Here is a 25,923-nt window from a genome sequence, read left to right as displayed (position 1 = left end):
CATTAACACATGAAAATAAGATTACTTATAGCATTTTTACTAATAGGATATATGTCTGCATTCAGCCAGACAAAGGTAAGTGGTTATGTCTTTGATGAAAACAACGAGCCAATTCCTTTTGCTAATGTCCTTTTTAAAGGATCTACTGAAGGCACAATCACTAATGAAGACGGTAAATTTTACTTAGAATCTGATGAGATAAGGAAGACACTTGTAGTATCGTTTATTGGTTTTGAAGTATTAGAAATCCCCTTAAATAAGAGTGTTAATTATGATCTCAAATTTATTCTTAAGGAAGAAGCAGCCTCATTAAATGAAGTTGTTATTGTTACAGGTAAACAATCAAAAAAAGCATCTGAGAATCCTGCTATTAAAATTCTAAAAAAAATATGGGAACGTAAACGCCAAAATGGTTTAAAGCAGTTTAAACAATACGAATACGACCAATATGAAAAAGTAGAGTTCGATCTTAACACTATTGATAGTTCATTAATTAAAAGCAAACTCTTTAAAGGAATGGAGTTTGTTTTTGAAGAAGTTGATACGTCTAAAGTTACAGGAAAGACTTACCTACCTATTTTTTTAAATGAGTCAGTTAAGAAGGTTTATGGAGACAACCTCATCAACGAAAAACGAGAAGACCTAAAAGGCAATAAAAATTCTGGTTTTAGCAATAATCAAGTAATTATAGATTTTATTGATGATTTGTATTCAGACTACGACGTTTATGATAATTACCTAAAATTCTTTGATAAGAGTTTTGTGAGCCCTTTGAGTAGGACAGGAGTTCAAACTTATAACTACGTGCTTTCCGATAGTGCATTTATAGATAATAAATGGTGTTACAATATTATATACTATCCAAGACGAAAAAACGAGTTGACCTTTAAGGGAGATTTTTGGGTTAACGATTCTACATACGCGATAAAAGAAATTAATATGCAGGCGTCTAAAAGCGCAAATATTAATTGGGTAAAGGAAATATATATTGAACAAGAATTTGAGGTATTAAGCGATTCTGTTTTTCTTATAAAACGCGATTATTTTTTATCTGATTTCGCTCTTAACAAGAAGGAGAAATCGAGAGGAGTTTATGGTAAGAGAACAACCCTTTATGATAACTATAAATTTAATCAACAAAAAGGAAAAGAGTTTTACGAGGAAGTTGTTTACGACTATGATTTAGATGCTTATAATAGGGGAGACGACTTTTGGGAAAATAACCGATTAGAAGCCTTAAATAAAGATGAGAAAGGAGTCTATAAAATGTTAGACACCCTTAAAACTGTAAAGAAGTTTAAGCGCCTTTACAATCTAGGAAGTATTTTAGCTTCTGGTTATGTAGAATTTCCAAGTATTAATTTTGATTATGGACCAATTTTCTCAACGTTTGGCTTTAACGAGGTTGAAGGTTTACGACTAAGAACAGGAGGTAGAACCTATTTTGGGCCAAATGATTTATGGAGACTAGAAGGTTTTATTGCCTATGGTTTTAGAGACGATAAATTTAAATACGGCATTTCGGGAAAATGGCTTCTTGATAAAAAGAGTAGGCTCACCATTTTTGGTGGTAATAGAAGAGATGTTGAGCAAATAGGTGCAAGTCTAACAAGTTCTACAGATGTTTTAGGACGAAGTTTAGCATCGTCTGCCGTTATAGGTACTGGCGCTAATGATAAGTTAACAAACATAAATTTAACGAATCTAGGTTTTTCAATAGAGCCTTCTAGAAATTTTGTAGTGCGTTTAGATGGTAGTTTTAGACAGTTGCGTTCTGCTTCACCAACTTTTAGTTTAGATTATAATGATCCCGATTCGCCTACTGGTATTTCCAATGAAGTAGATCAGTTTGAAAGTCGCTTGTCTTTATCCTATTTTCCAAAACGTCAAATGACAGGGTTTGGGGTAGAGCGTAAAAATAAAAATGACAATTTTGCTCGACTTTTTGCACAGATAAGTCGTGGTGATCAAAACTGGTTTGATAGTGATTTTGATTATACTAAACTACAATTTTCATATATCCAACCATGGCAAATCGGAGGGTTTGGCCGTTTAACAACATCTATTGAAGCTGGTAAAACCTTTGGCGAAGTGCCTTTAGCGTTATTAAGTGTGGTGCCTGGCAATCAAACCTATTTTTCGATATATAATACCTTTTCTCAGCTCGATTTCTACGAGTTTGTAACTGATACTTATACGTCCATGCACGTTGAACATAATTTTAATGGTAGATTATTTTCACGTATTCCTTTTTTAAAGAAATATAATCTTAGAGCTATTATGAGTCTAAGAGGTGTTTGGGGAGAATTATCTGATGAAAATATTGCCTTAAGCACAACTGGTAATTTAGCAGAAATTCCTTTGATAGCACCAAATAATCGTATTTACTACGAATATAGTTTTGGTGTAGCAAATATATTTAAAGTACTGCGATTAGATTTTAACTTTAGAGGAAATTACCTAGACAATCCAGGTGCCAGAAAATTCGGTATTACAGGTAGTTTTGGGTTTTATTTTTAATGACTTAGAAGTTAGACGTTTTACGTTCTTGGAGAGTACTATTGGTTAATTGAATAGTTTTCCATAAAACAGAAATTCCCACAAATAATATAATCAAACCTCCAATTAAAAAAGCCATTCCATATCCTTCTGCAAATATTCCACAAAAATAATTTAAGTATCTGTTTAAAATACCAGAGGAGTAGATTCCCGTTGAAGATATTCCGAAAGTAAGAGTTAGAACTGCTATTGAGTTTATTAATCCAAATTTATTTATCCAGTTAATCAGTCCAACAGCAACAATTCCGCTTATAATAAAAATTAGCGATAAACATTCTAACGCAATCAACTTTAGGTTAAATCTTCTTATCATTTTCTGCATTGCAGGGAACGTTTTTGTATATCATATCATCAAGTGTTATACTAACTAATAAATGATAGATAGAAAGTTAGCCAGAGCGTTTGCATTTAAGATTGCATTATAAATTAACGAAATACCTTCTAGGCGATAATTATTTTATTCTTACTGCTTGTTCATCACTATCCATAAAACCATTCAGAAGAACTATTCGATTAACGCCTGTCGAATCTTTCATAAATCTCATAGAAGCATCCATTTTTTCCATATAAAATTGAGTTGAAGATTGAGGTATTAAATGTATTTTATTAGGTCCCATATACACAAATAAACTGTCCTTTGTATTTATTACCTTAAAGTTTACATTTTTATTAATTGAATAATTTCCTGAGAAATCTCCCAAAATTTTTGTGTCTATATCATATGGTTTTCTTAACAGTGGCATTTTATATGCAACGCTATCGATAATTGCTTTTGTACTATTTAGAATCTCATCTGTTATTGGCTGTTTTCTATTACTCAATACGATTATAGATTTTTCGTCTTTTGTTGTATTCATTGCGGAATAGCTAAAGCCGTCGTTTTCTAAATAACCACTAATATTTAAATCTTCTGACCTTGATTTTAAAATTTTGAATACATCATTTGCTGTAGATTTTAATCCCATACTGCTAAACGAAACATCCAAATCGTAATTTGGTGATTTCTCTAATTCAAGGCCTTTTCCTCTATAATTATGATAGAGATAACCATTAGCTAATTCTCTATTAGACTTGCTGAAATAGGTGTTGTCTAGTTTTAAATCCTCACAGTATTCTTCTACATTATTTTGATAACTTTTATTAGTTACACTTTCAATTAATTTGCCTAATGTGTTGTAATTATCAGAAGTTTTATTGCTTAGTAAATCTTTGAGGGTATAATCAGAGTTAAAATTTTGCAGGTAATTTGATATTTTCGCTGTTAGCTTAATCTCTCCTTTTTTCACTAAAGTATTTATAATATCTTCTGTTATAAGAGAAGTTAACTCACCAATTTTAAAAGCTGTTTTTTTAGTAAATGGGATTTTTTTATCGTAATCTGCCATGCCAAATGACTGATTATAAACAACGGCATTATTAATAGAGACTAAAATCGTTCCGCTAAATCTACCTAACTCAAGATAGCGATTGCCTAAAGCATCAATTTTATCAATCTTTGAATTTTCTAGTTTGTTGTTATCAGTTTTAATATCTGATTTACATGACAAAACACCTAAGATTAAAATAATCAAGTAAATTATTTTATGAGGCTTTCTTTTAATTATTAACATCCTGTTTGCATATGATTTTGTTACGTTTCTGAGAATTAAAGTTAGCAAATAAATCGTAGATATAAAGTCCGTAAGGACCTACCTAGGTAGGTTTACTAGAAATTAATTTTATAGGCTCAGTAACAAGTTAATTTAATTACTAACTGACGTGCAATGGATTGGCTGTTTATATGGTTAAGGAACTAAGTTAGCAACTATTTATAGATAGAAAATTTCAGCAGAAATTTTATTAGAAGCCAAAAGCCAAGCCATCAATTTAGAATCGAAATGTACAATACTATTTTTTATAGAGTTCTTCTATTGGTGAGTAATTTCCGTTTACAAAATATTCGAGATATTTCATTGATTTTTCAAAGTCTAATGACCAAAAATCATCAACAACCATTTTTTCTTTTTCTTCTAAAAAACCAAATAAGACTTTTACTTTTTTCGGTCTATTGAACCACAATGAGAACTCTAATTTACCAATTTCATCATAACCAGCTGTTAAACAAAAACTTATTCCGTTTTTAATATTTGTGAAATCCAAGGATGGACTATAATATACATCTTCTGGGTTTAAAGTATCAGAAAATTTCAGTTTTGCGATCCAAGGATAGGTTTTAGCAATTTCTATAACTTCCTTCTCCGAAATAGGATTTGTTTTATATTCAATATTCTCTTTTTCAGGATGACAAATGGAGTATTTAAAAATCATTTTCTATGTAACTTATTTAAGGATGGATAAAAATGTACTCTAGGATTTTTTTGTGTCGCCTGCAAAGAAAGAATTGTGCGGAATTTCTTGATTTTCTCCAAACACCACAAACCATTGATTATAAATGGTGATAGTGTTTGTTTTTATTTACTCTTTGTTATACTTTTTATGTACTATTTTCTTTTGTTCTAAAATTGCATAAAATTTTCGTGGCGAGATTTTTAGATCTTTTGTTATTTCGCTCACTTTTTTCTTTCGCTTTTTATATAGCTTTAAATTATCGTTTACTTTTTTATTAAAATAGTATTTTTCTAGTTTTTCAACGATTTGCAATTCAGTTAAATTTGAGTCATTCGCATAATTGTCAATTTCCGATTTTATGTTTGTTAAATTACTCATAAGGTCTATTATTAACGTTGGGTTTATTATCATTAAGGGTTTTGTATATCCAAAGTGGCAGATTTATTTGCAATACTTTTCGGATAGACGAAAGATAATAAAAAAGCGCAAACCAAATGGCTTACGCTAGTACTGCTATTTTTTACATGCGCTATTAGGCATAGTTTTTATACCCTTATGGTAATTCCATTTAGTTTTTAAAAACAGAATAAATTCGTATTTCAGGATCGCTTGCCAAAAATGGCTTTAATTCTCTAACTACATCATTTTCAAAAAGTTTTGTAGTTAAATAAGCTTTAGCCTCTTCTTCAGATTCAAATCCGTGAAGTACTTGCACATCTTCAGTTCTAATTAAAAGTTCTTTAGAAGTCGCTCCATTTATTTGTTTTAAAAATGGCTGTTTATACTTTATATAAACTCCTGCGGCACTTCCTCTATTTTCATCTTTAATGTCTAAAGTAATTTCTAAATAGGCTTTCGTTTCTTTTTTGTCCGTTGTCATTGATGTTAAAGTTAATAATGATACTACTGCAAATACAGACAGTATTCCGATTGATAATTTTCTTTTAAGATTCATTGTATATATTTTATGTTACAATGCAAAAGTATGTTCAATGGGAACTGTATAAAATGGACAAAAGCGACTAAAGTTGGTGAAATTAGGAAATAGAGTTTCTAAAATCTGCTGGCGAGCATTTAACATGCTTTTTGAAGAATTTGGTAAAATAGTATGGGTCGTTGAAGCCTAAATCAAAAGCAATTTGATTTATATATGAATTGGAATGCGTTAACTTTCTTTTTGCTTCGAGGATAATTCTATCTGAAATTGTTTGAGACACGGTTATCCCAATTTCTGACTTGACAATTGAGTTTAACGTTTTGGTAGAAATTGCTAATTCCTTGGCAAAGTCAGATACAGTCCATTTTTTATGAAAATTATTTTCTAAAAGGTCTCGAAATTTAAGGTAATTACTGTTATCAGGTTTCTGATTAATTTCAGCATTTTTCTTTTTTTCCCGTTCAATTACTAAAAACATTGATTTTAATAAGTTTGAAAGGATATCGCTATTACCAAATTCATTAGTATTTACTACTTCATTCTCAATTTGAGACAAATAATTTATTAGTACGTGTTCAAGACTTTTTGGTGTTTGAAAAAACGGTTCTTGTTTATTATTAAAGATTGAATAGGTAAAGAAAAAATTAATATCAGTTTCATTACTTAAAAGAAATGATTCGTTGAAATGAATTAAATATCCACTGTAGTCTGAACGTTTTTCAAAATAATGGACTTGATTCTTTGCTACAAAAAATATTCTGTCCTCTTTTATGTTATAGCTCTCAAAATCGATAAAGTGATTTCCACTATTGTTCTTAAACCAAATTATTTGGTAAAAGCTATGTGAGTGTGGTTTTGAAGAATGTTCATAATTCAACTTTTGATATTCTGCTAAATCATAAATATCAAACTGTCTTTTTTTAGGTTCATCTTTCAGGAAGTGATAAGTCTCTATTTTTCCTTCTTTCATTGTATTTTTACTGTTTCTTCAAATATTGCTTAAAGGTCTAGCATATGATTTTGTTACGTGTTTGGGCATTAAGGTTAGCAAATAAATCACAGATAGAAAGTCTGCGAATACTTTCGTAAGTAGGCTATAACTAGCAATGAATTATAACATTGTTGTAGCATGTTTTAATCAGATATTGTTATGATTTCAAATTTCCAACCTTTGTCTTTTTTATGATTCTTATTAAAGTTTGGTGATTTTATTCCAGTATAAATCATGCCAGCTGCTGGGATAGTCAGCCAAAAAGCTGCTGAATCAACTAAAACACCAATTAGAACTCCAAAACCAGCCATCACAGCACCACCATAAATTAGAAATCCAGAAGTGAAAATGGAAACCAAAAGGGGATTCCGTTTCAATGAATCAATGTCGGGCAAATCTATTCGGACGTCATCAATAATAATTGTACTGCTATTTTCAATTTTAAAACGACCTTTAATTTTTCTTCCGTCAAATGTTGTTAGTTTTATTCTTTTGTTCTCTTTGATGATTTTTTCTTTGTTTGAATTGATATTAGTAATTTTAATAGCATTATTTTGTCCTATTATTATATTAAAGAATAATAAACTAATAGCAATAAGAAAGTTCTTTTTCATGTTAAGATTTTTTTTAATAGATACAGAAATATTTAATTGGTTGCGTCAAAATGTGCCACGTTATTAATTTTTTAGAGCGATATTCTGGTAAATAGATAATTATTATAATACCCTAATTAGATAATATTATTTCCATAGGCAGCATATATCCTATTTTGTACACCTCCCATTTGTTTGAATTTAAGGAATATAGGTTGCCGAAATCAATATGCTTTTCTTTTTTATCAGATAGATATACTACGGGAGCATAAGAAGTTACTTCATCACGGTATTTTTCAAAACTTAATAACTTTGAATTTTCTGAATCTTTTGATTCCTTTTTCTTGTTAAATTCTGAAGTATACCTTGGGTATGTGGATTTTTCAATAGGAGCAATGAAACATCTATTCATTGGGATAATAAGTTTTTCAATTGCAACAAAAAAACCATCTTCAGGAACCTCTACAAAAAAATCAGCAAAATCTACTTCATATTTTTTTTGTGTATTGTTAATATTAATAATAATACTCTCTGAAAGAAGATCATTAAGAGGAGCTCCACTAATTGAGTCTCTGTCATAAATTCTAATTCTAATTTTTGATTGGTTAATGATTTTATCAGTAAACTTTAAGGTCACTTTTTCTAAATAATTAATGGATGAATTTATTTTGTTGCCTGTAATAAATTGTGCAATCATAGTGGTGTCTTGCCTATGTAAATGCCTTGTTTTTTTCTTACCTTTTATTGTGCCTATAGTAACTTTTTTAGCTTCATATTTTTCAATAACTACTTCTTTTAGTTGTACTGTTTTTGGTTGTAAATAAAAGTCTTTGTTATATATTTGGTTGGCAATAACGAGAGTGTCTTTATAACTTAAGCAAGAGATAAATACTTCAGAATTTAAAAGTTTTTTTTCTATGACGAGTTTAAATTTTCCATCCTCCGTAGTGGAAACACCTATATTAGAATTTTTAAATTGTATGTGAGCGAAGGCAATAGGCTCCTTAGTTTTATGATCTAACAGTTTGCCATTGAAAGGTATAATTTGGGCATAAAGAGTATTTGAAAATAGAAATGTAATTAATAATAATTGTTTCATAGTTTTATATGAGTTGTCAAAACCTAGTTTGGTAAGTTTTTATTTATAAAACAATTCAAAACGTCGTTATCCTGAATAATAATTAAAAATTGAACCATTTTCTAGTAGATATAGTTAAGTTATTTATTCTGCTTTCAAATGCGCGAATCTGGTTTTGTGTATGGTTCATTATGTGTTTGAGCAACTATATTAGTAAACAAAAACGAACGCGAGAAAATTCCGAAGGAATTTTCCAAATAAGCACTTGCCCAAGCAATTGACTATACACGTTGTTAGGCAACGTTTTTTAATCCGATTTTGTTGAAATTAGCTCGTCATATTCATAAACTTCTGTCTTTTGTAAAAGACCATTTTCATTATAGTAATTCCAAATTCCGTGCTTTTTTCCATTCATCCAACTCGTTTTAGATTTGGTTTGTCCGTTATTGAAGTAAAATTTGAAAATTCCGATTGGTATATCCATATCGTAAAACTCTTCTTGTCTTAAAACTCCATTTTCGTGATAATATTCCCAAAGTCCGTGTCCTTTTCCATCAAGCCAAAACGCACTATATTTAAGTTGTCCGTTTTCATACCATTCTTGCCATAAGCCATTTGCTAATCCATCTTTTATAGTTTGCCAAGATTTAGGCTTACCATTCGAAAAGCTTTCTGTTATATGACCTGAAAATGGTTTGCCGTTAAAGGTGCTAATCTTAATTCCATTTTCTTTAACTGTTTGAATTTTAGAAACGTCAATTGTCGTTTGCCCTAAGGAAAATGAAGTAATTGTTAGAATTGTTATTAGTGTAAATACAAATTTCATAAGTTTATTTTTAGTTGTCAAGATTTTCCAAATTGAGGTATTCAGTTTCCATAAACAAGATACTCCATTCTCCATACTCGTAATTTCCTAAATTTTCTGCTCTACTAAAGAAAAAATATTTACCGTCTCTCGAAAATCGCGGACTGCTTTCTTCATCTTTAGTGTTTACTAATGAGCTAATTGGTTTTGCAATACTCCATCCATTTTCAGTTTTTTTAGAAACAAAAATATCTTCGCCACCTGCTCCGTTTGGTGCATCATAAGAATTAAAAACTAAATAGTTGCCATCTGGTGAAATCACAGCCGAATAAATCCAATATTTTTCATCTTCGAAAATCCCGTTTATTGATTTTGGTTCGGAAAAATCTTTACCATCGAAATCTGTTGAAAATAATTTTATTGTTTTTGTTCCACGTTTCATTGTCGTGAAATAAAATGTTTTATTATCGTTCGTAAAAAAGAAATTATTGTTTGAAGATGGCCATTCCTCTTTATCAATTTGAACATCATTAATTGGTTCAGGCAATGGTTTTGGTTCACTCCATCCATTATCGCTCTTTTTCATCATCCAAATGTTCATATCAAAGTTTCCTTTGTTTGGCTTATTGGGAATTGGTCGCTCTGAACCGAAGAACATAAATTTACCATTTGGTGTAATCAAAGCTGTTTCGTCTCTGTTGGAAGAAAATTCAGCGAGTTTTGGCGTTGACCAATTACCATTTTTAAAATCACTTACATAAATCATCTGTTTTTCATTTGGCGGTCTTCTCGAAAAATAGGTTTTAAGTCCATCCGTTGAAAAAGTCAAATCGAATTCGCTATTATTCTCGGTTGAAATTATTCCTTTCCCAAATGGAATTGGTTTTGATACTACTTCTTTCGAGTAGTTGATTTCTGGAATTTTGTTTTCTTTTTCGCAACTTAAAAAGCCTAAAATTGTGATTAAAAGAAGTAAGTTTATTTTGTTCACGATGTTATTTTTAAATGTTGCCTAACGTGTTTGTACATGATTTCGTTGCGTCTTTAAGTAACTAGTTTAGCAAATAAATCACAGATAGAAAGTCTGCGAGGATTTTTGTAAGTAAGCTCTAACTGGCAATGGATTATATACGATATTATGTAATGGTTTTAATTTATTAAGGCAGGAAGTATATATTTTTTTAGAATATCTCTAGGTTGGTTACCTCTACGATTCCTGAAATTTCCTGTCGTTATAACCACTACAGATTCTAACTCTGGTATTATAAAAATAAATTGACCTCCTGCACCTCTGGCTTCAATACATTTTATAGATTTCCCATTAACCGCGTAAGTGTCATGCCACCAGAAATAACCATATTCATTTTTATCTTGTACATCCTGTAATTGCACGTGTTTTGTAACAGATTCTTTTACCCAATTTTCGGATATAATTTGTTTTCCATTCCAACGCCCATTATTAAGATAGAGTTGCCCAAATTTAAGAAGATCTCTAGGTGTTAAAAGCATACCACCTCCGAAATAGGGAATAGTTTCAGTATCATCTGCTTGATTAATATAATTTTTAACTCCTAAAGGCGCAAATAGTTTTTCATGCATATAGCTTTCTAGCGGCATTTCTAAACGTTCATTTAAATACACACCAAGCAAAAACGGATTGGCAGAGCCATAATCCGCATAAGTTCCTGGTGCATTAACCATTGAAGCTTCTAAAACTGTTTTCAGCCAATTATTAGAATAACGAGGGTCTTGGTATGTGTCTTCAGAAGCTTTATCATTTACATCTATCCCAGAACTCATAGTTAATAAATCCTTGATTGTAATTTTAGATTTTAATGAGTCTCGCGTGTATTGATATTTTTCTGGAATATAGTCATAAAGTCTCTCATCAACACTCTCAATAATGTTATCGTCAATAGCAATGCCAATAATCGCAGATGATATACTTTTTGAAGCAGAGCGTAAATCATGAGGAATTTCCGCATTAAAGCCATCGTAGTAGTTTTCAAAAACTAACTTATTTTGCTTTGCGATAAGCACGCTATGTGTATTGACCAAAGTATTATTAGAATGAATACTGTCAATAAGTCTTGACAATTGGTGTTCGTCTATTCCATAGTCTTTTATGTTAGCAGTAGACCAACCATCATTTAATTGTGCAGGTGTATTGGTGTTTTGAGATTGGTCAACCTCATCTCTATTGTAATCCCAACCCTCATTAGTATGCTTTAGGCTTGTTTTAGTAATAAAAGCATCTGCTAATAAAATCTCTAGTTCAATGGTCTTTTTTAAAAGTTTAGCACGAAAGTTAAAACCTGTATTTCCGTCTCTAAATAGAAGTGTTTCTCCTTTTCTTTTAAAACCGCTGGTCCAAGTCCCTCTAAATCTTTGATCTCCAAAAAATGGGTAAGCTGCTAGATTGCCGCTCTCTGTATTTTCTACATAGAGCATAATATCATCCGATTGGAGACCATTATCTAACATAAACGGATTCCAAATTCCTGAGAATTTATTGTCTCCAATATCTTTTAAACTAACATAATAATAGAACTTGCCTGTTTTTATATATCCAGTAAGTTCGTCTTGTTTTTGATTATATTCTAAATTAAAAAATAACTGTTGATCTAAATTGAAATGAATTTTGTTGTCTTCTGAAGAGATTACATTTTCATTGATAAGCGTTTTGTCATTATCTAAAGTTAAGCGGTATGTTTTACTGCCTAACTTCTCCAACGACACCTGAAAATTGAAACTACGCTTATTGGGTAAAAATCCTATCCACTCGCCTTCATAATTTTGAACATTATTCTGCGCGCAACTCACCAATGTCATAAAAGATAAACATGCTAAAACTACTATTTTATTGATCATATTTAAAAGAATTTAAGCTCCAAAAGTAGCGATTAAGATATGTTAGAAATTGTATGAGATTAACATTTTAATCAAGTTTCATCTTTTTTCTGTAAGAACTAGGATTCATATTAAAATTAGACTTAAAGACACGATTAAAATGACTCTGATCTGAAAAACCTAGTTTGTAAGTAATCTCTGTTAATGAAGAGCTAGAATCTAAAAGAAGAGGAATAGCTTTTTTAATTTTATGTTGTCTTATATATTCTCCTAAACTCATTGAAAGATGTTTTGGTGCAGCTCTAGAAATATGTACAGGATGCACACCAAGTTGATTAGATAAATACTGCAGACTTAAATTAGATGTATCATAATGTAATAGTTCTTTTAGATCTTCAATCCAAATCGGAATTTTTTGAGAGTCGTTTGTTTTTAAATTATTTAAAGCTTCGCAAATTTGAAGTAATAAAATTTCTACTGATACTTCACTGTAATCGTCAGAAAGTATAAATTCAAAATATAATTTTGCGAATAGTAAATGTATTTTCGGGTTTTGAATCAGTTGGCTGCCTTCAAGTAAGTTTAAAGGTATATTGTTTTTTTCTAACCAATTTTTTTCAAATTCTAAATGAAATCCACTTGCATTATCAGAATGTTTTGAACCGTAGTGTGATTCTTGCCAGTTATTAAATATTAAGCTGCCAGATGGACATAAGGTTTGTATCTTTTTATTAGAATCCATCATATTCCCTTGTAACACGTACATAAAATATGGATTTTCATGGTAGTGCCAATCTGTTCTGTCTGCGGTATATTGATACTGTGACAACAAAACACCATTAAAGGATTTCTCAGAATTCCGACTTCCGTAATATTTTCCTTTGGTTAATATTTTCATTTTTTGACGTGCTTACACATAACGTGCTCGTTTATGGCTTGTTGCGTGGTTTAGCAACTAAGATAGCAAACAAATCACAGATAGAAGATTCAGCCGGAATTTTCGTAAGTTGGCAGTGACCTAGCAATTAATTATACACGGTGTTGTGCTTAGTTTTTATTTTCAAAACCGCCATCTTTTATTAAGTGCTTTTTTCTTAAATTTTCTGCGTATCGAATAAAAGAGCCGTCAAAAAAATGTTTATTCGGACTTTCTAAAAGTGCGCCAAATCCAGGGGTTAGTACCATTCCATCAACTAAGGATTTTCTAGATTCCCAATTTTTTTTACTCAACATTTTGTTTTCGTTCTGCAAAAATAGATTCTCAACGTGCCTTATTTCCGCAGCAAATAAGTGAAAACCATGATTATGTTCTTCTTCGGTTAAGGCATCTGGATTCACTCGGAAAGTTGAAATTATTCTTGATGTTTCTTTTGAAGAACCTAAACTTAGAAGTATATGAATATCTAGAGCCGCAATCTCATGAAAAGTTGAGGCCTGTGTTGCTTTTGTATTACTTCTTATTTGTAATCCAACAAAAATCAATGAAATGATAACAGCAAGGGCTGATATGATTTCAGCAATCAAAGCATATTCTTCAAGTAATTCTTTCATAATTATCTTCTTTAGTTCTATTATTAAAAGTTCAACTCATTAATTTGCTTGTGGTAATTCTTACCATTTTCTGAAATTAAGCACAACGTGATTGTGTATGGTTAATTGCGTGTTTAAGCAACTAATTTAGTAAACAAAAACGAACGCGATAAAATTCCGAAGGAATTTTACAAATAAGCACTTGCCCGAGCAATTGACTATACACGTTGTTGTGCTTTCGTTATTTTTTTATTTCCATTTCAATAAGTTGAAGAATACGATTCATGGTTTTTTTTAGGTCGTGCTCTTCCTTTAATCCATCATTTCGAACTTCGTCAAAGTATATGACAAGCAATCTAAAATTTGGATTATCATAAAATCGCTTTGGTTCAAAATTTTGGATTTCATTGTTATTAATAATATGTGCATCTATAAATATCTCTTTTATTAAGTCATCTCTTCTTTTTTCTATTTTCATAGTATCTTCAAAGGCGTCTGTAATAATATCTTCAAGAGAAGCTAAAGTATATTTTAGTTCTTTATTGGAAAGATTGTTGATTTGACCTGAAGAAATAATTGATTTTAAAATTCCTTTATTTGGGTCAAAAGTCCAGTTCTGATTTAATTTACGCCATTTTTTAAAGAATGTACTATCTGACATTTCATTAAAAGCAGCTCTATTTTTAAAAAGACTCTTAAACTCTTGCGCTATTGCATAAGATTTTTCATGCTCATTAATTGCAATTGAAAGTAAATCAATGTTATTTTTTATTTCTATTCGAAGGTCTTTAAGAAGATTCTGTTCTTCAGATTTAAGTTTTCTATTCGTATTCCAATTGTTTATTGAAAGTGCTATTAAAATTCCAATAATGACAAGCACTATTTCTCCGATGGCATACTTAAGGTATTTTCCAGTTTTTCCTTCTGAGAGTAGATTTTGTCTAATTTTTCTAAAGAATTTTATCATTAGTTGGTTGGTGTTAATGAAGCACAACGGTCTCGGCTATGAGTAGTTGCGTGGGTTAGCACCTAACTTTGCAAGTACACACCAAGCTGAAAATCCGCGAGGATTTTCAGAAGTAAGCGAGAACAAGCAATTACTTATAGCCATTGTTGTGCTTTCGTTATTTTTTAGTCTAAATATGTTATTCATTTAGCGTCTTTATCTCTTTATCTAATTTGATAATAATCTCATTTATTTTTTTTTGAGTGTTAGAATAATTTGAGATTGCATAACTTCTCATAGTATTAACCATTGAAATTATATTAGTGGTTTTATTATTGCTTAATAAATCTTGATAGTTATTTGGTTCAGCGCTCATATACTTTTTATTAGAAACAAATTCAAAATTGTCACTAAAAAAAGGATTTATTACTCCACTTAAATAATTCTCAAATTGGTTTGCAAATATATTTTGAATATACTTTAATTCCTTATCATAAATATTTATGATTTCAAATTTTAAATCATCATTGGAAATAAAAGAAAGGCCATCATTTTTTAAATTTTCAAACGCTGCGATATTGAATGAAACCATTTGGTCATTTAGAAGTACAACAAAAATTTGTTTAATTGAATCATTAACCTGTTTTTGAGTCTTAATATGATTATATAGTTGGTCTCCAAATTTTAAAAGTCTTTTATCAGTTTCAATTCTTTCTTTTAAAATTAAGTCATTCTCTTTAAGTGACTTTCTAATCTGATTTAAGTATTTTAATTCAGCCTGTTTATCTTTTTGTTCATTATTCCAATTATTTATTCCCAACGCAATCAATATTCCGATAACGACAAGTACAATTTCTCCAATTGCATAAATTAAATACTTACTGAATTTGTTTTCAGAGAGTAGTTTTTGTCTAATTTTTCTAAAGAATTTTATCATTAGTTAGCGGTTTGTGATAATGAAGCACAACTGGTTATATAAAAACAAAAGTAATTGATATCCTCTGCATTTTTCGGGATATCAACACTTTATTCTTTTTTTATTCTTTTCGCTTTGCTATAAAGCTATTTTAGTAACAAGATAAAAATTAAATTAAAAACACAATTTTATATTTTATTGCTGAAACCTAATCACTTGTCTATCTTTGATACCAGAATTAAAAAGAAGAAACATGTCAGAAAAAGTAGAATTAACCTTCGATGTATTAATAGAGATTCCTAAAGGAAGTCGCAATAAATATGAGTACGATTTTACGTTGCACAAAATACGTTTCGATCGCATGCTGTTTTCGTCAATGATGTATCCTGGTGATTACGGATTTGTACCAGAAACATTAGCATTAGATAGTGATCCTTTAGATGTATTAGTTATGGGAACCGAGCCAACGTATCCAATGGTTGTAATGGAGGTAAGACCAATTGGAGTATTTCATATGACAGATGAGAAAGGTCCGGATGAAAAAATTATATGCGTACCAGTCTCAGACCCGATTTGGAATAAAAATCATGATATTTCAGACTTAAATCCGCATAGACTAAAAGAAATCGAGCACTTTTTTAAAGTTTATAAAGATTTAGAGAAAAAGAAAGTAGACACTGGTGGATGGGGAAATGCAGAAGAAGCGGTAAAAATTTATCACGAGTGCGTAGAGCGCTATAATAATAGCGACCATAAAAAGAACAGAAGTTTTACGATTTAAAATTGGTTAACCAATTTTGATTAAAAGCCCTTTTATATTCAGTATAAAAGGGTTTTTCTATTCCCATACATTTTACTACTTTTGCCCAGCTAAAAACAAATCAAATTAAAATTTAAAATATGGAATCATTTATGATTTATATGCCAATTGCTTTGGCAGCTTTAGGTTTAATCTACATGGTAGTTAAACAAAAGTGGGTAATGAAACAAGATGCAGGAGATGGGAAGATGAAAGAAATCTCAGATCACATTTATGAAGGTGCTTTAGCATTCTTAAATGCAGAGTATAGATTGCTTGCAGTGTTTGTAGTAGTTGTAAGTGTTTTACTCGCAGTTGTTTCTTTTGTTGTACCAACAACACATTGGTTAATTGTAGTCGCTTTTATTTTTGGTGCTGTGTTTTCTGCCTACGCAGGTAACATTGGTATGAAAATCGCAACAAAAACAAACGTAAGAACAACACAAGCTGCGCGCACAAGTTTACCAAACGCATTAAAAATCTCTTTTGGAGGCGGAACTGTAATGGGACTTGGTGTAGCTGGTTTAGCTGTATTAGGTCTAACAGCGTTCTTTATATTTTTCTTTCACTTCTTTATGGGTGGCGAATGGACAAATACAATGGATATGACCGTTGTATTAGAGACACTAGCTGGTTTCTCATTAGGTGCTGAATCTATCGCATTATTTGCAAGAGTAGGTGGTGGTATTTACACAAAGGCTGCAGATGTTGGAGCAGATTTAGTTGGTAAAGTAGAAGCTGGTATCCCAGAAGATGACCCTCGTAATCCTGCTACTATTGCAGATAACGTTGGTGATAATGTTGGTGATGTTGCAGGTATGGGAGCGGATTTATTTGGTTCTTATGTAGCAACCGTATTAGCTGCAATGGTTCTTGGTAACTATGTAATTAAAGATATGGGAGGCGCTATCTCTGATGCCTTTGGTGGTATAGGACCAATCTTATTACCAATGGCAATTGCTGGTGCAGGAATCATAATCTCTATAATAGGGACGGTTTTAGTAAAAATAAAAAGCAATGATGCTAAAGAAGCTCAGGTTATGGGAGCTTTAAATGTAGGTAACTGGACGTCTATTGTTTTAGTTGCTGCTGCATGTTTTGGTTTAGTAACTTGGATGTTACCAGAAACAATGCAAATGAATTTCTTCGGTGAAGGTTTAGTTGAAATTTCTGCAATGCGTGTATTCTATGCTACTTTAGTTGGTTTAGTTGTAGGTGCAGTTATTTCTTCAGTAACAGAATATTATACAGGATTAGGTAAAAGCCCAATCTTAAAAATAGTACAACAATCTTCTACAGGTGCAGGAACTAACATTATCGCTGGTTTAGCAACAGGTATGATTTCTACATTCCCTTCAGTTTTATTATTTGCTGGAGCGATTTGGGCATCTTATGCTTTTGCTGGTTTCTACGGTGTTGCATTAGCAGCTTCTGCAATGATGGCAACAACAGCTATGCAATTAGCAATTGATGCCTTCGGCCCAATATCTGATAATGCAGGTGGTATTGCTGAAATGAGTGAACAAGAACCTATCGTAAGAGAACGTACAGATATTTTAGATTCAGTTGGTAACACAACTGCTGCAACAGGAAAAGGTTTTGCTATCGCTTCTGCTGCATTAACATCATTAGCACTTTTTGCTGCTTATGTAACCTTTACAGGTATTGATGGTATTAACATCTTTAAAGCACCAGTATTAGCCATGTTATTTGTTGGTGGTATGGTGCCAGTAGTATTTTCTGCTTTAGCAATGAATGCTGTAGGTAAAGCTGCTATGGAGATGGTTCAGGAAGTACGTCGTCAGTTTAGAGATATTCCTGGAATTATGGAAGGTACTGGGAAACCAGAATACGATAAATGTGTTGCTATTTCTACGCAAGCATCTTTAAAAGAAATGATGTTACCAGGTTTATTAACTATCGGTTTTCCTTTAGTAATTGCTTTTGTGCCAATGTTATTCGGTATGGATAATTTAGCTATTGCTGAAATGTTAGGTGGTTATATGGCTGGTGTAACAGTTTCTGGTGTGCTTTGGGCAATCTTTCAGAATAACGCTGGTGGAGCTTGGGATAACGCCAAGAAATCTTTTGAAGCTGGTGTAGAGATTAATGGCGAAATGACCTTTAAAGGTTCTGATGCGCATAAAGCTGCAGTAACTGGTGATACGGTTGGAGATCCGTTTAAAGATACATCTGGTCCTTCAATGAATATCTTAATAAAGTTAACTTGTCTTATTGGTTTAGTAATCGCGCCAATATTAGGTGGTCATGCTGATGAAACAGCTTTAACTTTAAATGATGAAATTTCTATAGAGATGACTGTTGATTCTAAAGAATTAGCTGAAGCAACAGTTGATTATTCAACAATGAAAGACGGTGAGAAAGTAATGGAATCAATAAGTTTTAAAGGAACTAAAACTGAAGTTGAAAAAGAGTTAAAAGCTTTTGAAGCCACTTTGAAGAACGAAGCTGGAGAAGTTACAAAGGTGATTGAAAATATTGATATTACTAAAGAGTAAATATCTTATCTATAAATAAAAAAAACCACGCTGATTAGCGTGGTTTTTTGGTTTAAGACTTTATTTTCTTAAGACTTGGTTTTTGGCTTATCTCTATTCATTTCTGTTATATCTACGCTAGTAGCTTCAATACCTAAAAAATGTTTACTAAAATGATCTGCCCTTAACCAAAATGAATATTCTGTCATACGACCAAAACCATGGCGTTGACCTGGCATAAGCATAAAATCGAAACGTTTGTTTGCTTTAATCAAAGCGTTGGCCATTCTAATTGTGCCGCCTGGATGCACATTGTTATCGACGTCTCCTGTAATTAACATCAGTTTACCTTTAAGGTTTTTAGCCAGAGACTGATTGTTATCAATCATGTATTTGTATTTTACATTACCATCACCATCCTTTTCTTCTTGTACTCCATGATGTGTTTCGCTCCACCAGCTGTTATAAATAGCATTGTCATGATTTCCTGCTGAAGATACAGCAGCTTTAAAGAAATCTGGATATACTAACATTGCTGCAGTAGACATAAAACCTCCACCAGAATGTCCGTAAATACCTACCTTCTCAATATCTATAAAATCGTGTTTATCTGCTAATTGTTCTGCAACATGTCTTTTATCTGCTAAACCATAATCTCTTAAATTTCCGTAACCGTAGTTATGATACCATTTAGAGCGATCTGGATGACCACCTCTGTTACCCATAGTTACAACAATAAAACCAACTTGTGCCATACGATCTAAGCGATCCATACGATAAGAAAATGATTTATTGACGGCTTCGGTTTGAGGTCCAGGATACACATATTCTAATAAGGGGTATTTTTTTGTAGAATCCATTTCAAACGGTTTATACATAACTCCGTAAATATCTGTTATACCATCGTCAGCTTTCATTTTAAAAGGTTCAGGAAATTTATAACCAGTTGCCATAAGTTGAGATAAATCTGCTTCTTCTAATTGCATAATAACATTACCTGAACTATTTCTTAATTCAGATTTTGGTACCGTATTAACTCTAGAGTAATTACTCACAAAGTAATTATTAGAATCTGACATGCTCGTCCACGTGTTATGATCGCTAGCATTTAAAGCTTTTAGTCCTGAGCCATTTAAATTTATTCTATAGGTATGCTCAAAATAAGGATCTTGATTTTTCGGAATTCCATGAGCGGTAAAATATAATGTTCTTGATTTCTCGTCTACACCAATAGCATTATCTACATGATAAGAGCCTTTAGTAATTTGATTTTTTAAGTTTCCATTAGTATCATATAAATAGTAATGCGCCCAGCCAGAGCGTTCTGCCCAATGAAGCATTTCCGTTTCATTATTAAATAAGACTAATTGACGTGATTCTATATACGTATTAAATCGTTCTTCAATCAGTACCTTGGTTTCACCTGAATTTATATCTGCGACACAGATGTCTAGTTTTTTACGATCTCTACTAATAGTACTGTAATAGATTTTTCCTTTTTTAGAAAGTAATAGCGTAGGTCTAAAGTCATCATCTTGATTAGACTTTTTCTGTGGCGCTCTATATACTTGCAGACTCTGTTGTTTTACAGTATCTATCTGAACTTGAATGTTGCTTTTTGAAGGTATATCAAACACATAAAGTTCAGTCTTATAAAACTCATCTTCGCCTGGCATATGGTACTTGTAGGTTTCTAAAGTTGGTCTTTTACTGGCTGTTGTATTTATTACCCAAAGGTCATTTATGTGTCTTGAGTCAGTTCTTTGAAATACAAACTTTTTAGAGTCGTGCGACCAAATACCAAATACACGTTTACGATCATCTTTATTTTTTTTCATGGATTCATTGGTTTCTCCTCTTCCACTTCCACCTCCATAAGAATAGTAAAGTTCTCCATCAGTCGTCCATTGGTTCTCAACAATAGTAGTGTCTTTTTCATTTTCTACGGCCTTCATAAAGTTGGCTTTATCCATCCAATATAAGTTGTAGTTTTTTGAAAATAATACCACAGAACTATCTGGAGCAATGTTTGCCCACTTCTTCCAATCTTCTTTTCCTTTTTTCTTATTATCTAGAAGTGTTAGTGAATTTGCACCTAACTTGTATTCTAAATGAAAGACTTTATTAACCATTTTAGGCTTACCCTTTTTCTTTTTTGTTGCGGTAGAATCAGATTCTTTATTATTTTCTTTTTTTTCTTCAACCTTTTCGGTAGAAGTAACATAGAATTGAATAGCAGTTTCGTTTTTAACAAACTTAAAACTAAATCGAGGTAGATGTTTTGCGTCATATGGGTCTTTAGTCATTTCTGTTAACCACTGCGCCATTTTTTCATTATCAAAAAGCTCTTTTTTTGTTCGATTGTCAGCATCTACAATATAGTATTTAGAGCCTTCGGTAGTTTTGTATTGGTACCAAAACCGATTTCCGTTTTTTAACCAATGTGGTCTAACAGAAGTTGAGTGTACTAATTTTCCTAAATTGGTTGGTGAATATTTTGTAGCTGCTCTGTAGTTTGGTATGGGTGTTGAGCTTTCATTCTTTTGAGCAAAAGAAAATGTAAAAAAAAGACTCATTAATAAAAGGAAGATAAAACGCTTCATGAAGAAATTTGTGTTGGTTAGTAACGTTACTAAAATACTTTGAAAATTGCGTAAATGATTCAACTTAAGGACATTTAACATTTGTGTAACTATTTGCAGTATCATAAGAAGCATTAATTACAAAAATTAGTATCTTGAAATTTAAAAAAAACACTAGTCTATTGAGTTGGTTTAAAAAAGATCCTTTGCAGATTATTGCGTTTCAAGGTTACGGAACGGATAGCCATTTCTATGCTAGAGGAAGAGCATTAGAGGATGAATCTATAGATTTAGACGCACAAAATTTATGGCATCTTATTGTTAATACATGGAAGCGTTTTGAAAGTGATGAAATTAAAAATACTGCAATATCAATTAAGCTAACTAACAACAAAGTAGTTAAAGGATTTACGGATAGTAAAGGCTATTATGTTATTGAAGAAAATTTAGAAAATTTAAAGTTACTTGCTAATAATGAAGGTTGGTTGTCCTTTGAGCTTTCTTATGACGATGTTAATTTAAAACGAATAATACAAAACGAAAATCGATTTCCTGGTGAACTATTAATTCCATCTGATAAAGCCAAATTTGGAGTTGCTAGTGATATCGATGACACCATTTTGCACACAGGTGTGGTATCTCTCTTAAAATGGCGCCTTATTTATAATTCAGTTTTTAAACACGCTAATAATAGAATTCCTTTAGAAGGCGCTGCTGATTTTTATCATCAATTACATCGAGGCGTTTCGGATAAGAATGCTAATCCTATTTTTTATGTAAGTCATAGTCCATGGAACTTATATAGATATCTAGAATTATTTTTACGCCAAAATAATTTTCCAAAAGGGCCTATTTTACTGAGAAGTATGAGTAACATGTTAAGACGGAAAACACAAAATGAAAAACCTCAAAAACAAAAGGAAATTTTAAATTTATTAAAAACATATCCCGAATTGCCATTTATTTTAATAGGTGATAGTGGTGAGCACGATCCTGATATTTATATTGAGATTGCTGAAGAATTTCCGGATAGAATTTTAGCAATTTATCTAAGAAGCGTAAGGCATAAAAAGAAAATGGAACGTGTAAAAAGATTAATTGAAAATTATAAAACAACTGAAGTTTTAATTGTAGAAAGTAGCCAACAAGCTATTGAACATGCGAGATTGCATGGTTTTATTAAGTAATGCTACTGTCTAAAATATTAAATCAATACGTTTAATAATAAAACAGTTTGGTAAACTGAAATAGTGAAACACAAATCAGTAAAACACCGATAACTCTATTTATACGAGTAGTTATATTTTTTATTTTAACTTTTAATAAGTTGCTAAATCTTCCGTATCCGTAAAGGGTTATAGTTTTACCAATAAATACTCCTATTAGAAAAACACCTAAAAGTAGGTAAGACACATTTAAATCTAAGAACAACATTTTTTTATTTATAAAAGAAATCACTAAAATCCAATAAATAAGTACAGTAGGGTTTACTAAACCTAAAATAAAACCTAACATTTGTTTAGAGATATTATATCTTTTTTTAATGATAATACATTCGTCATTTTCATCTTTCACGCATTCTTTTCGACCTAAAAGAAGAATAATGCCAACACTAAGCAATATAAAAGCAATAGTATATTGTAACCATACATTCATGTTTACAAAATTCTCAATTTGCATATTAAAACTAATCGCAATTAAGACAAGAATTATTTCTGCTAAGGCTGCGGTATAAACAATTTTTAAGGCGTTTTTAATATTTTCCTTAATCGTTGTATTAATTACTGCAACATTTGTTGTGCCTAATGGAAGTGCGCCAACAATAGCTGCTAAAAGTCCTATAAAAAAATAGATAAGAATATTCACGTTAGTTTTTTGTATTTACTCTTATATCAAAACCATCAATTTTCATCATTTACCAAACAGGTGTTTTTTCAAAGATTCCAGTTGGTTTTTGTGGGTTTTAAATATATGGTAATATGTCGTTGAGAATTAGATTGCCTTTCAGATCAGTTAACAAAAAATAATGAGAGGTGTCAATTTAATTCTTTAGATTAATACTATGAAGAATAAAAACAGAATAATAAGGTACTATAAGAAATTAGAATTATGAGCCTAATAATTTTATAGAGTATCTCTATACCTATTTATAGCTTCATTACAAAAATCTACGGCTGTTTGTTTATTAATTCCACTGATAGGAAGAGCAAATCCATACCAATCCTTATTAAAGTAACTGCCAAGTTTTAGATCATTGATTTTACCTAAATCAATTTTGTCATGACCGTTATAACCACTTACATAAAAATAGAAATCATCAATTACCGAATCTGGTATTGCCATACCTAAGCCTATTGATAGATTATCATTAAGATTAAAAAATGCACCAGTATCAAAATGATGAGGCCATATTCTTAGAGATGATTCGTAATTATTAGAGCTTAGAATTGAAGCTAAAACGTTTTGCGCCAAATCTCTTTGCTCTATTAAAGCGTTAAGGGCATTCTGATTGGTTATAACATAAGTTGTGGAATTAATGACATCGTCATATGGCAGATCATAATGCAAAGCATAGTCATAAGAATTTTCGAGTCCCTTGTTCTGACTTATTTTAGAAATCCAATCAGTAATTTCTAAATGGGTTTTACCTTGTAGTGAGAGTTGCTCTTGGTTCTTATTATGAATCCATTCTAGCGAAAAATCTTTATAATTTAGTGCAAGTTTATCGCCGTTAGGAAACGCATGAGTCTCTAACTTATGGTTATACCATCCTAAATTTGTATGACTGTCATCGTCTTTTTTTTTAATAAAACTTATGGCTGCTGTTGCCAAGTATTGTGCAGCCTTGTGCATTGTTGTTTTCATGTGCGCTATTTTTAAATACCTGCGAAATTAATACCTGTTAATTTATGCATATCATAATCGAATGTAGATAAATCATTATGATTAAATTTTGAAATATTATCATAACCACAAGCGCGAGCAACCACCTTTATTAAACTATTTGTGGCATCGAAGTAGTTGTGTAATTGTTTAGCGGATTCGTTGATAATGATTCTACTGCGAAGCGACTCTTTCTGTGTTGCAATCCCGACAGGGCAATTATTTGAGCCACAAGCACGCATGCCTAAACAGCCGATTGCTTGTAAAGCAGAATTAGATACAGCTATGGCATCAGCACCAAGCATCATAGCTTTTGCGAAATCTTCTGCTACACGTAAACCTCCGGTTATTATTAAAGTAATGTCATTAGCACCAACTTTATCTAAATATTTTCGTGCTCTGGCTAATGCTGGTATGGTAGGTACATTAATATGATCTCTAAGAATAGTTGGAGCCGAGCCAGTTCCTCCACCACGACCATCTAAGATTATATAGTCAACTCCAGAATCTAAAGCAAACTGAATATCTGCTTCGATATGGCTTGCCGCAATTTTGAATCCAATAGGAATTCCACCTGTACGTTCTCTGACTTTATCTCCAAAGTCTTTAAAATCTTGAGTAGTATGAAAGTTTGGATTTGCAGCAGGTGATATTGCGGTTTCACCTTGCTTTAATCCTCTTACTTCTGCTATTTCTGCACTAACTTTATTACCTGGAAGGTGACCTCCAGTGCCCGTTTTTGCTCCTTGTCCACCTTTAAAATGGAAAGCTTGGACGTTGTCTAATTTGTCCCAAGAAAACCCAAATTGCGCAGATGCTAATTCATAAAAATACTTAGAATTGCTTTTTTGCTCTTCGGGTAACATACCACCTTCACCAGAACAGATACCTGTACCAGCTAATTCAGCTCCTTTACTTAAAGCAACCTTAGCCTCTCTTGATAATGCGCCAAAACTCATATCAGATACAAATAAAGGTATGTCTAAGTGAAGTGGTTTTTTTGCATTAGGTCCGATGACGACCTTTGTGGCAACGTCTTCTTCATCTAAAAGAGGGCGTGTTGCTAGCTGTGCTGGTAAAAATTGAATGTCATTCCACTTTGGTAATGTATTTCTATCTACTCCCATAGATGCTGAAAAACCATGATGACCAATATTTTTAAGTCCGTTTTTGGCGAGTTCTTTTATGTAGTTTGTGTATGGTTCTGTGTCTTCTGGATGTGTATCTGCATAAGCGCCTAAATACGCATCACGATCAAAAGGTTGTGGATGATGTTTTTCAAAATCTACAACTTCATTTTCATCTATTAAAAGAGAATTACCTTCAATATATTCTTGAAATTTATGAAGTACTTCCTTGTTGTTATATTCTGAAACACCAGTATCTACTCTGTAATCCCAACCATGGACGCCACACATTAGATTATAACCATCTACATAACCATCGGACATAAGTGCACCTCGGTGAAGACATCTTCCATAAAGGACAGAAATGCCTGTGTCGTGTTTTGTAATTACTAAATCGGTGTTTTTTACTAAAGCATGAGTTGGTTGCTTATCCTGAAGTTCTGAAATCTTTGCGATTTCAATTTTTTTAATAGCCATATGGTTGTAGTTTAAGAACTGTAA

The 25,923-nt window shown here is 31.7% G+C and carries 23 protein-coding genes; 4 read left to right on the top strand and 19 right to left on the bottom strand.

Translation table 11 applies throughout. The features are described 5' to 3' along the window. Positions 1-9 precede the first annotated feature (9 nt). The gene (locus ACFWU4_RS14580) at positions 10-2,520 is read left to right on the top strand and encodes a DUF5686 family protein (protein ID WP_411129176.1); all 2,511 of its coding nucleotides are present in this window, start codon (positions 10-12) and stop codon (positions 2,518-2,520) included. A 4-nt stretch (positions 2,521-2,524) separates the two neighbouring features. Here ACFWU4_RS14580 and ACFWU4_RS14575 read toward each other — a convergent pair whose 3' ends face one another. The 15 genes from ACFWU4_RS14575 to ACFWU4_RS14505 all read right to left on the bottom strand — a co-directional run bounded on the left by ACFWU4_RS14575 (position 2,525) and on the right by ACFWU4_RS14505 (position 15,554). Beyond that, positions 2,525-2,881, bottom strand: coding sequence for a hypothetical protein (locus ACFWU4_RS14575; protein WP_411129174.1), 357 nt, complete (start codon positions 2,879-2,881; stop codon positions 2,525-2,527). Between the two features lie 130 nt (positions 2,882-3,011). Next, positions 3,012-4,130 (bottom strand): serine hydrolase domain-containing protein, encoded by a 1,119-nt coding sequence (locus tag ACFWU4_RS14570; protein WP_411129172.1) that lies wholly within the window; start codon positions 4,128-4,130, stop codon positions 3,012-3,014. 316 nt (positions 4,131-4,446) lie between these two features. Further along, the gene (locus ACFWU4_RS14565) at positions 4,447-4,866 is read right to left on the bottom strand and encodes a hypothetical protein (protein WP_411129170.1); all 420 of its coding nucleotides are present in this window, start codon (positions 4,864-4,866) and stop codon (positions 4,447-4,449) included. 147 nt (positions 4,867-5,013) lie between these two features. Next, positions 5,014-5,265 carry a hypothetical protein gene (locus tag ACFWU4_RS14560; RefSeq protein WP_411129168.1) on the bottom strand — a complete coding sequence of 84 codons (252 nt, stop codon included), beginning with the start codon at positions 5,263-5,265 and terminating at the stop codon, positions 5,014-5,016. A 190-nt stretch (positions 5,266-5,455) separates the two neighbouring features. Further along, the gene (locus ACFWU4_RS14555; RefSeq protein WP_411129166.1) at positions 5,456-5,842 is read right to left on the bottom strand and encodes a hypothetical protein; all 387 of its coding nucleotides are present in this window, start codon (positions 5,840-5,842) and stop codon (positions 5,456-5,458) included. A gap of 82 nt (positions 5,843-5,924) precedes the next feature. Then, positions 5,925-6,794, bottom strand: a complete 870-nt coding sequence (locus ACFWU4_RS14550; protein ID WP_411129164.1) for an AraC family transcriptional regulator — start codon at positions 6,792-6,794, stop codon at positions 5,925-5,927. A 164-nt stretch (positions 6,795-6,958) separates the two neighbouring features. Next, a complete protein-coding gene (locus ACFWU4_RS14545) occupies positions 6,959-7,429 on the bottom strand; it encodes a hypothetical protein (RefSeq protein ID WP_411129162.1) in 471 nt (156 codons plus the stop codon). 112 nt (positions 7,430-7,541) lie between these two features. Continuing rightward, complete coding sequence (locus tag ACFWU4_RS14540) at positions 7,542-8,507, bottom strand: carboxypeptidase-like regulatory domain-containing protein (RefSeq protein WP_411129160.1); 966 nt, start codon at positions 8,505-8,507, stop codon at positions 7,542-7,544. Between the two features lie 286 nt (positions 8,508-8,793). Then, on the bottom strand, positions 8,794-9,312 hold the full coding sequence (locus ACFWU4_RS14535; RefSeq protein ID WP_411129158.1) for a toxin-antitoxin system YwqK family antitoxin: 519 nt from the start codon (positions 9,310-9,312) through the stop codon (positions 8,794-8,796). Positions 9,313-9,322: 10 nt separating this feature from the next. Beyond that, positions 9,323-10,282, bottom strand: a complete 960-nt coding sequence (locus ACFWU4_RS14530; protein WP_411129156.1) for a TolB family protein — start codon at positions 10,280-10,282, stop codon at positions 9,323-9,325. Positions 10,283-10,440: 158 nt separating this feature from the next. After that, positions 10,441-12,162 (bottom strand): serine hydrolase domain-containing protein, encoded by a 1,722-nt coding sequence (locus ACFWU4_RS14525; RefSeq protein ID WP_411129154.1) that lies wholly within the window; start codon positions 12,160-12,162, stop codon positions 10,441-10,443. A gap of 67 nt (positions 12,163-12,229) precedes the next feature. Further along, positions 12,230-13,039, bottom strand: coding sequence for a helix-turn-helix domain-containing protein (locus ACFWU4_RS14520; RefSeq protein ID WP_411129150.1), 810 nt, complete (start codon positions 13,037-13,039; stop codon positions 12,230-12,232). 149 nt (positions 13,040-13,188) lie between these two features. After that, positions 13,189-13,692 (bottom strand): hypothetical protein, encoded by a 504-nt coding sequence (locus ACFWU4_RS14515; protein WP_411129148.1) that lies wholly within the window; start codon positions 13,690-13,692, stop codon positions 13,189-13,191. A 220-nt stretch (positions 13,693-13,912) separates the two neighbouring features. After that, positions 13,913-14,638, bottom strand: coding sequence for a DUF6090 family protein (locus ACFWU4_RS14510; protein WP_411129146.1), 726 nt, complete (start codon positions 14,636-14,638; stop codon positions 13,913-13,915). Between the two features lie 178 nt (positions 14,639-14,816). After that, positions 14,817-15,554 (bottom strand): DUF6090 family protein, encoded by a 738-nt coding sequence (locus tag ACFWU4_RS14505; RefSeq protein WP_411129144.1) that lies wholly within the window; start codon positions 15,552-15,554, stop codon positions 14,817-14,819. A gap of 232 nt (positions 15,555-15,786) precedes the next feature. Here ACFWU4_RS14505 and ACFWU4_RS14500 point away from each other — a divergent pair, with 232 nt between their 5' ends. Continuing rightward, a complete protein-coding gene (locus tag ACFWU4_RS14500) occupies positions 15,787-16,314 on the top strand; it encodes an inorganic diphosphatase (protein ID WP_411129142.1) in 528 nt (175 codons plus the stop codon). Between the two features lie 119 nt (positions 16,315-16,433). Next, entirely contained in the window at positions 16,434-18,851 is a 2,418-nt protein-coding gene (locus ACFWU4_RS14495; protein ID WP_411129140.1) for a sodium-translocating pyrophosphatase, read from the top strand. 68 nt (positions 18,852-18,919) lie between these two features. Here ACFWU4_RS14495 and ACFWU4_RS14490 read toward each other — a convergent pair whose 3' ends face one another. Further along, positions 18,920-21,433 carry a DPP IV N-terminal domain-containing protein gene (locus tag ACFWU4_RS14490; protein WP_411129138.1) on the bottom strand — a complete coding sequence of 838 codons (2,514 nt, stop codon included), beginning with the start codon at positions 21,431-21,433 and terminating at the stop codon, positions 18,920-18,922. Positions 21,434-21,594: 161 nt separating this feature from the next. On the opposite strand from ACFWU4_RS14490, the gene ACFWU4_RS14485 reads away from it, so the two are divergent. Then, positions 21,595-22,599, top strand: coding sequence for an App1 family protein (locus ACFWU4_RS14485; RefSeq protein WP_411129343.1), 1,005 nt, complete (start codon positions 21,595-21,597; stop codon positions 22,597-22,599). A gap of 31 nt (positions 22,600-22,630) precedes the next feature. Here ACFWU4_RS14485 and ACFWU4_RS14480 read toward each other — a convergent pair whose 3' ends face one another. The 3 genes from ACFWU4_RS14480 to ACFWU4_RS14470 all read right to left on the bottom strand — a co-directional run bounded on the left by ACFWU4_RS14480 (position 22,631) and on the right by ACFWU4_RS14470 (position 25,899). Beyond that, on the bottom strand, positions 22,631-23,278 hold the full coding sequence (locus ACFWU4_RS14480) for a LysE family transporter (RefSeq protein ID WP_411129136.1): 648 nt from the start codon (positions 23,276-23,278) through the stop codon (positions 22,631-22,633). Between the two features lie 258 nt (positions 23,279-23,536). Beyond that, positions 23,537-24,277: a hypothetical protein gene (locus ACFWU4_RS14475; RefSeq protein ID WP_411129134.1), complete on the bottom strand. Its 741-nt coding sequence runs from the start codon at positions 24,275-24,277 to the stop codon at positions 23,537-23,539. 11 nt (positions 24,278-24,288) lie between these two features. Further along, positions 24,289-25,899: a glutamate synthase-related protein gene (locus tag ACFWU4_RS14470; RefSeq protein WP_411129132.1), complete on the bottom strand. Its 1,611-nt coding sequence runs from the start codon at positions 25,897-25,899 to the stop codon at positions 24,289-24,291. Positions 25,900-25,923 lie beyond the last annotated feature (24 nt).

The sequence above is a fragment of the Winogradskyella sp. PE311 genome, assembly GCF_046545555.1.
Taxonomy (GTDB): Bacteria; Bacteroidota; Bacteroidia; order Flavobacteriales; family Flavobacteriaceae; genus Winogradskyella.
Note: the sequence above shows the minus strand (reverse complement) of the source record. Positions and strands in the feature narration are given on the sequence as shown.

What these genes read in the sequence shown, in the direction of transcription:
- ACFWU4_RS14525 (WP_411129154.1), bottom strand. Translation starts at nt 12,162, where the DNA reads ATGATCAATAAAATAGTAGTTTTAGCATGTTTATCTTTTATGACATTG.
- ACFWU4_RS14500 (WP_411129142.1), top strand. Translation starts at nt 15,787, where the DNA reads ATGTCAGAAAAAGTAGAATTAACCTTCGATGTATTAATAGAGATTCCT.
- ACFWU4_RS14470 (WP_411129132.1), bottom strand. Translation starts at nt 25,899, where the DNA reads ATGGCTATTAAAAAAATTGAAATCGCAAAGATTTCAGAACTTCAGGAT.
- ACFWU4_RS14550 (WP_411129164.1), bottom strand. Translation starts at nt 6,794, where the DNA reads ATGAAAGAAGGAAAAATAGAGACTTATCACTTCCTGAAAGATGAACCT.
- ACFWU4_RS14580 (WP_411129176.1), top strand. Translation starts at nt 10, where the DNA reads ATGAAAATAAGATTACTTATAGCATTTTTACTAATAGGATATATGTCT.
- ACFWU4_RS14490 (WP_411129138.1), bottom strand. Translation starts at nt 21,433, where the DNA reads ATGAAGCGTTTTATCTTCCTTTTATTAATGAGTCTTTTTTTTACATTT.
- ACFWU4_RS14495 (WP_411129140.1), top strand. Translation starts at nt 16,434, where the DNA reads ATGGAATCATTTATGATTTATATGCCAATTGCTTTGGCAGCTTTAGGT.
- ACFWU4_RS14510 (WP_411129146.1), bottom strand. Translation starts at nt 14,638, where the DNA reads ATGATAAAATTCTTTAGAAAAATTAGACAAAATCTACTCTCAGAAGGA.
- ACFWU4_RS14515 (WP_411129148.1), bottom strand. Translation starts at nt 13,692, where the DNA reads ATGAAAGAATTACTTGAAGAATATGCTTTGATTGCTGAAATCATATCA.
- ACFWU4_RS14575 (WP_411129174.1), bottom strand. Translation starts at nt 2,881, where the DNA reads ATGCAGAAAATGATAAGAAGATTTAACCTAAAGTTGATTGCGTTAGAA.
- ACFWU4_RS14555 (WP_411129166.1), bottom strand. Translation starts at nt 5,842, where the DNA reads ATGAATCTTAAAAGAAAATTATCAATCGGAATACTGTCTGTATTTGCA.
- ACFWU4_RS14545 (WP_411129162.1), bottom strand. Translation starts at nt 7,429, where the DNA reads ATGAAAAAGAACTTTCTTATTGCTATTAGTTTATTATTCTTTAATATA.
- ACFWU4_RS14535 (WP_411129158.1), bottom strand. Translation starts at nt 9,312, where the DNA reads ATGAAATTTGTATTTACACTAATAACAATTCTAACAATTACTTCATTT.
- ACFWU4_RS14540 (WP_411129160.1), bottom strand. Translation starts at nt 8,507, where the DNA reads ATGAAACAATTATTATTAATTACATTTCTATTTTCAAATACTCTTTAT.
- ACFWU4_RS14565 (WP_411129170.1), bottom strand. Translation starts at nt 4,866, where the DNA reads ATGATTTTTAAATACTCCATTTGTCATCCTGAAAAAGAGAATATTGAA.
- ACFWU4_RS14505 (WP_411129144.1), bottom strand. Translation starts at nt 15,554, where the DNA reads ATGATAAAATTCTTTAGAAAAATTAGACAAAAACTACTCTCTGAAAAC.
- ACFWU4_RS14520 (WP_411129150.1), bottom strand. Translation starts at nt 13,039, where the DNA reads ATGAAAATATTAACCAAAGGAAAATATTACGGAAGTCGGAATTCTGAG.
- ACFWU4_RS14475 (WP_411129134.1), bottom strand. Translation starts at nt 24,277, where the DNA reads ATGAAAACAACAATGCACAAGGCTGCACAATACTTGGCAACAGCAGCC.
- ACFWU4_RS14560 (WP_411129168.1), bottom strand. Translation starts at nt 5,265, where the DNA reads ATGAGTAATTTAACAAACATAAAATCGGAAATTGACAATTATGCGAAT.